This is a genomic window from bacterium (genome assembly GCA_035530055.1).
Taxonomy (GTDB): Bacteria; UBA6262; WVXT01; order WVXT01; family WVXT01; genus WVXT01.
Map to the genome: position 1 here is coordinate 63,726 of DATKVN010000010.1, position 7,073 is coordinate 70,798.

General features: G+C 41.6%; 5 protein-coding genes. All 5 read right to left on the bottom strand.

The window, feature by feature from the left end:
- Positions 1-96: 96 nt before the first annotated feature.
- The gene (locus tag VMW39_01475; protein ID HUW22689.1) at positions 97-1,167 is read right to left on the bottom strand and encodes a phosphotransacetylase family protein; all 1,071 of its coding nucleotides are present in this window, start codon (positions 1,165-1,167) and stop codon (positions 97-99) included.
- A 112-nt stretch (positions 1,168-1,279) separates the two neighbouring features.
- Positions 1,280-3,373, bottom strand: coding sequence for an acetate--CoA ligase (locus tag VMW39_01480; GenBank protein ID HUW22690.1), 2,094 nt, complete (start codon positions 3,371-3,373; stop codon positions 1,280-1,282).
- A 48-nt stretch (positions 3,374-3,421) separates the two neighbouring features.
- The gene (locus VMW39_01485) at positions 3,422-4,186 is read right to left on the bottom strand and encodes a thymidylate synthase (protein ID HUW22691.1); all 765 of its coding nucleotides are present in this window, start codon (positions 4,184-4,186) and stop codon (positions 3,422-3,424) included.
- 112 nt (positions 4,187-4,298) lie between these two features.
- A complete protein-coding gene (locus VMW39_01490; GenBank protein HUW22692.1) occupies positions 4,299-5,675 on the bottom strand; it encodes a transglycosylase SLT domain-containing protein in 1,377 nt (458 codons plus the stop codon).
- A 56-nt stretch (positions 5,676-5,731) separates the two neighbouring features.
- Complete coding sequence (locus VMW39_01495) at positions 5,732-6,829, bottom strand: Ldh family oxidoreductase (GenBank protein ID HUW22693.1); 1,098 nt, start codon at positions 6,827-6,829, stop codon at positions 5,732-5,734.
- Positions 6,830-7,073: the final 244 nt, after the last annotated feature.

The window sequence follows — 7,073 nt, forward strand, 5'->3', positions numbered from 1 at the left end:
AGGGGACGGACTCCGTGCCGTCCCTTCCTTTGGGCGACCATCCCGATACATCGGGATCGCCCTTACAATGCAGAGTTATCGCCCTGCGGCAACATTTTATTTTGCCTTGATACCTAATTTATCATATAAATACCGGAAATTTATCTCCCGATTAACCAGTTCTACTGCTCTGGTCACCTTCTTCTTCCCGCTAACTCTCAAGCGTCTCAGTAGGCTTTCTATTTTTTCAACCGTTGTGAGTGTGTCTTCTTTAACCAATATCATCGGTACTTGCCGTTCTTCTGCCCGAGAAATTATAATATTGCTGGGGAAAAGGTTGCCTGTTAAAATAATGCATCTCGTCGAGGTTTCCAGGGCAGCAAGCTGGATGTCCGGGCGGTCACCTCCAGTAATAACCGCTTTGTTTTGAACTTTTCGGAAATACCTTAAAGCCCCTTCGACATTCATAGCCCCTATCATAAAATGTTCCACTAGCTCGTCCAGCTTATCATCGCAACAAAGAATTTCTCCTCCCAGGTTATTACAGAGTTCGCCAATGCTAATAGCATTTAATAAGGTATCCTGAGGAATCATGCCTAAAACTTCGATTCCCTCTCTTTTCAAAAAAGGAACTATTCTCCTTTTGAAATAGTCAATCCTGTCTGAGGCTACGCGGTTTAGAACAACACCTATAAAACTTTCTCCCAGAAACTCGCTGGCAGCAAGAATAGAGTCTACTGAAATATCTGTTTCGCATTTGTTAATTAATACGGTTTTTGCTTTCATTTTTTTAATTAGTTTTTTTCCGGGGATACCTAAGAATGAACCTTCGTTGAGATTACCCGCTCCTCCTATTAGAACCAAATTTCTACCCTTAGAAATCTTATTATAAGCGTCAATCACTTTATCCTCGATATTTTTTATTTTTTTCGTATAGGCTTGAATGGTGAGGTCCTGAGTCAAAACAACCGGGCAAACTAAATCGAGTGGGTCCCGTAGTCCCAAAATTTCCTCCATGGAGACTCCGTCTTCGTCAGTTAATACCTTTCCTACTCTAACAGGAAGTTTTCCCAGAGGTTTAAAATAGGCAACAGATATACCATCGTTTTGAAACCTCTTTCCCAAACCTATACAAACCAGAGTCTTTCCGGAATATTCGGAAGTAGAACCTACATATAGAGAGACCATTTCATCCTCCTTTATTTAAAAATGTAGCAGTGCCAAGAGTTAAGTTGTAGGTAGTGTAGCCCTTTATGGGCGTAATTTTTACGGGGACAAGCCCCTACACTACCAATTTAAATTAAATTTTTATTGTTAAGCGGGAGTCTATTACCACAGCTCCTTTCCCCGCAGGTAAAACCATCAATGGATTTATATCAATCTCCAAAATTTCGGAAAAATCTGTAACCAGTTGAGACAGTCTTAACAGAGACTCTCTAACTGCTATTAAGTCAGAAGGTTCTTCTCCTCTCACTCCTTTAAGAATTGGGTATGAACGAATTTCTTTTATCATTAACTCTGCTTCATTGAAAGTTAATGGCGCAATTCTGAAAGATACGTCTTTAAGGACTTCTACATAGATTCCCCCAAGCCCGAACATAAGAAGAGGACCGAAGGACGGATCTCTGGAGGAGCCTAATACTACCTCTTTCCCTGGTGCAATCATCTCTTCTACAGTTACTCCCAGGATTAACGCTTCCGGCATAAATCTCTTTGCATTTGAGATGAGGTCTTCAAAGCTTATGGCAACTTGAGACTTCTCAGTGATTCCCACCTTAACTCCCCCTACATCAGATTTGTGTAAAATATCGGGTGAGACAATCTTCATCACCACGGGGTAACCGAGAGAGTTCGCCGCAGAGATTGCCTCACGCGAAGTCTCAGTAACGATTCTCTGGGGAAGAGAAAAACCATAGGCTGAGAGCACTTCTCTTGTCTCTTCGGTAGTCAAATTCGCTTCGCTTTTCTCTTTCGCTTTTGTGAAAATCTCCTCTGCTTTCTTCTTATTTATCTCAAAAGACAGAGTCTTGCCAGAAGGTGTCTCTTTCCACTTTCGGTACTTAACCATAGCCTCCAGAGCAGAAATGGTACGCTCCGGGTAAGAATAATTGGGTATCTTTCCCGAACGCAAAATCCTTATACCTTCTTTAACTTCCAACCGTCCCATAAAGGAAGAGACAATGGGTTTGTCAGAGACTGCTGAGGAAATTTTGCGTATAACTTCTGCCGTTTCTTTTATCTTAGTCATCGCTTGAGGAGCCAGAATTACAGTAAGGCTATCAACTCCCGGGTCATCAACGATGGTTTTCATTGCCTTCTCATAACGATCTGCTCCTGCATCGCCAATCACATCAACTGGATTATATATGGAAGCGTTAGGGGGGAGTTCTTTTCGGAGTTTACTAATTGTGTTTTCCCTGAAAGAAGCCATCTGGAGAATAGAATTTTCTACTGCATCAGCTGCAATAATTCCCGGACCACCGGCATTGGTCAGAATAGCAAGATTTGGTCCTCGGGGAAGAGGTTGATAGGCAAAGGCAATAGCGTAATCAAAAAGAGTTTGTACTGTCTCAGCTCTGATTATCCCACATTGTCTAAAAGCAGCTTCATAGGCGGTGTCCAAACCTGTCAAGGTTCCTGTGTGTGAAGAGGCAGCTCTTGCACCGGCTTGTGTCCGTCCAGATTTGATAATAATAACAGGTTTTTTTCGGGAAACCTCTCTAGCTACTTCCATAAATCTAGTCCCATTGCTTACTCCTTCCAGGTAGCCGAGGATGACTTTGGTTTCATGGTCCTCAGCCAAGGTAAGCAACAGGTCCACCTCGTCGATATCTGCCTTGTTTCCCAGGCTAATGAATTTTGAGAATCCGACATCTTCCCCAAGTGCCCAATCTAAAACGGCAGTACATAGAGCGCCAGATTGGGAAAAGAAGGCAATATTTCCTGGGGAAGGCATACCTGCGGCAAAAGAGGCGTTGAGGTTTGAAGCAGTATCGATAATTCCAAGACAATTCGGACCGAGTACCCTTATACCTGAGTTTTTGATAGTTTCAACTAATTCTCTTTCGAGTTGAGAACCCTGTTTACCAGATTCTTTGAAGCCGGCTGAAATAATAACTACTGTGCCGATTCCTCTGTTCACGCAATCTTTAAGGATAGAAGGAACAAATTGAGAAGGAATGGCAACCACAGCGAGGTCTATCTCCCCTTCCACAGCAAAAATTGTGGAATATGCTCTTATTCTCAAAATTTCTTCTGCTTTGGGATTGATGGGATAAATCTTTCCTGGGTAGCCATATTGGAGGAGATTTTTCAAAACGCTATGGCCAACTTTTCCTTCCTGGCGGGAAGCACCGATAACTGCTATTGATTTAGGGTTGAAAAGTTTTTTCATCACTCTTTTGAGCTCAATTCCGTTTAAACAGAGAAATATATCGTTAGTTCACTCTATTTTCTTGTCGTATTTTGTTGTCCTTTGTTTAGCCCACTCCCAGGTATAATCATACAAGTGGAGCCCTTTACTTATTGCTATAATTTCTCCGTCTTCAACTCCAATCTCTTCTGCCATATACTGTTTTACCAGTTGCAGTCCCCCAAGGTTTGAGGGAAAACCTCCCCATAAATCCCAGGACCTGAAATAAGGTATGAAATGGAGTTTGCCATACCTGATTCTGGTATCTATTAATCTCATACAGGGAGGGTCTTTTAAACTAACGTCAGAAGGCATTCCAATCTCCATTATCGCCTGATTTGTGCCATATCCCTCTGTCTTGTACATGTTTATAACTTCTTCTACTTGGTTGACATTAAGGGGAATCTCTCTCATCATCTTCTTTCCCTCAACATTTTCCTCTATTCTCACCTTGGGGTCAACCAGCCTTTCACCATAGGTATAGTCTTCGGTTTCTGTCTTGGCTCCGGTCAAAAGGTATTGCAGATAGCCCTGAACGTACTCCATGGTGGTTGGGGGAGGAATGCCTGAACCTTCGGGAATGAGGGGTATTATCTGATGGGAAGGTTTCTTAACTCTGAGAGTAACGAAGTCGAGTTCTAGTCTCTTCTGACCCTTATAGCTACCCCTGGTAATTGTGTAGACTTGTCCCTTCTCCAGTATTGCTGAGAGACACTGGAACCAGGCATCGTCGAGGTCGAAGGCCTCGATATATACTGGCTTCATCCCTTCGTTTTGAGTATGTTGAGTCATCATTCACACCTCAAACTACCTTGCTTTCGCAAGGACTCCATTGTTTCTGGAGTAGCGAAACTTGTTTCGCGTTAATAACGCAGAGCAAGCTCTGCTACTCCATTGAATCTATTTTTTATTCACGGAAGTATTTTCTCCCAGGTCTTATAATCAAGAGCTGTCCTGTCCTGATCTTATTGATATTTTTTATATTATTGTCTCTTTTTATTGCATACACCGTAGTATAGTATTCTCGAGCAATTATTCCCAAAATATCTCCCTTTTTCACCTTGTAGCGAATAAGTCCCCTTCCAGGAGTTAAATCTTTTACTTCAGCAACGTTGGTAAGAAATCTCTCCTTTGTGCCGGGAGGTAGCTTTAACTTAAAATTGGGATAGTTCTTGGGAGTACACCAGGCTCGTAAAGCGGGATTCAATTTTTTTATCTTAGCCTCTGTTGTGCCCACGCACTTGGCAATAACTTCCAGGTCAATTACTTTATCTAAAACTATTTCATCATAGTTTAAAGGCTCTTCAAAATTTAAGGGGAAACCGTACTCCTGATAATTTTCTCCAATACTTACACAAGCCATAAATTTGGGAACAAAGTTTTCCGTTTCCTTGGGCAGAGCTTTTCTTTCTACCAACTGGTTAAAGTCGACAGCCTTAGAAAATTTTAAATCACGACCAATTCCACTTTGTCCCCGATTATAAGCGGCCAGAGCTAAATGCCAGTCATTAAACCAGGCATGGAGGTCTTTGAGGAATTTAAGGGCAGCACGGGTAGCCTTTTCCGGGTCTCTCCTCTCGTCTATCCAGTAATTAATAACCAATCCCAGGTTTCTGGCAGGAGTTTCCATTAACTGCCATAGACCCACTGCCCGAGCCCGAGAATAGGCGTTCACTTTATAAAGACTCTCCACTACAGGTAAATAGACCAGTTCTCGAGGAAGGTCATATTCTTCCAGAACTCCAAAGATCATCTCTCGGTATCTTCCCGACCTTTCCAGTGCTTCAGCAATTGCTTTTCTTCTTTTTCCTTTAGTATAAAGTCTTATATATTCCTTTGCTAAACTATTTTCAATATCTATGGGTATGGTATAATTTTCTTTTATTTTCTCTGCTTCCAGATTTTCTGTTCCTTTCAGTTCTTCTTTAGAGACATCGAGGATCGATTTGGAATTTCTTTCCATTTCTTCCAGAAGCACGTCCATTTTGCCGAATAGATTATCGTATTCCTCCTTCAATTGATAGTTCAGAACAGCATCCAGATTGGCCTTCGCCAATTTTTTCAAAGCTCGTTTATAAAGATTCTCTGCGAGATCAATCTTTCCTTCTTCGTAGGCTATAACTGCCTGATTATAGAGGTTTTCTGTCTCTTTAATTACCTGCCTTAAAGATTCTATTTTTTCCTGAATAGGTGAAGGAGAGCTATTTACAGATTGGAAGATTAATGGAAGGAAGAAAAAAATAGTTATAAAAAACGAAAGGGAAAATTTTTGTTTTATTTTCATATTCTTATATTTTAGAGTATTCTATATTTTTTCTTTTAAATAATCAAATAAAAAGATTACGATTGAATGTCGAATCTTTTTATTTTTAGCGTTTCCTTCAGGGAATTCATATATTCAAATACCTCAGGGTGTACTGGAATCCCTTCTTTTTTTCTCCGATTTTCCATCTCAAATTCTTTCTCCCCGGCAATATAGATTCTCTCTTTCCCGGGAAATTTCTTAGAACCTTTTATTTCTCTGAACATCGAATCTATCGTCTTCTTAAATTCATCGAGTGGGCGAAAAAGTTCTATCTTAATTGCTCCCAGGAAATGGCCAAGATTGTACCCCCCCTTTTTTAATCGTGAAAGATGTAAACCATAATTGGCTCCTGTGAGGCAAGCGCATAGAATATCTACAAGCAGACCCAGACCATATCCCTTATGCCCACCCAACTCTTCTCCTATTCCTCCCAAGGGGAGAAGCGCTGCTTTTCTCGTAAATATACCTTCAGTAACCTTTTTTGGATTGGTGAGGGTCTTGCCTCTTTCATCTATTGCCCAGCCTGAGAGCATCTCTTTATTTTCCCTCTCCAGGACTTCCAGTTTTCCTCTCTGGATAATACTCGTTGCCATATCCAGAACAAAGGGCAATGGTCCACCAGTAGGTACAGCCACACTTATAGGATTTGTTCCCAGAACAGGTTCCACTCCGAAAGTGGGAGCGACCGAAAAACGAGCATTAGTGAGAGAAATACCAATCATATCCTTCTCTAAAGCCATTGTTGAATAGTAACCAGCTATTCCAAAGTGGTTGCTATTTTTCACGCCAACAAAACCCATTCCAGTCTTTTCAGCAATTTCGATACATTTCCTCATAGCCTTGTACGCTACTACCTGACCCAAACCGTTTCCGCCATCAATTAAAGCACTCACCGGTGTCTCTTTTACTACCTTTATTTTGGTAACTGGTTCAATGCCTCCTGCCTTTATCCCGTCCACATATCTTTTTAGACGAGAAACTCCATGTGAACTAAATCCTTTTAAGTCAGCAGCAACCAGAATATTAGCCACTATTCTGGCATCTGAACTGTCCACTCCTAATTTTTTGAAAACTTCGGTCACGAAATCTTCCAGTGGCTGTTTTTTCAATATGATCTGCTTCCCCTTCATCATTTTCTTCTCCTTTTTGTAGCAGCAAAGCGCTGTCATTCAGACTGTGTCATAATTAGATTTTTTGTTTGGTAGCCGCAACCTTTAGGTTGCGTTCTCGACGGAGAAATTACGCAGGCTGAAGCCTGCGACTACCCAAAACAGGGTTGCGACACAGCCTCATTGCGAACGAAGTGAAGCAATCTCCAGACTGCCGCGCTCCTTTCAGTCGCTCGCAGTGACACGATTATGTAATAGAGCGGTCGCT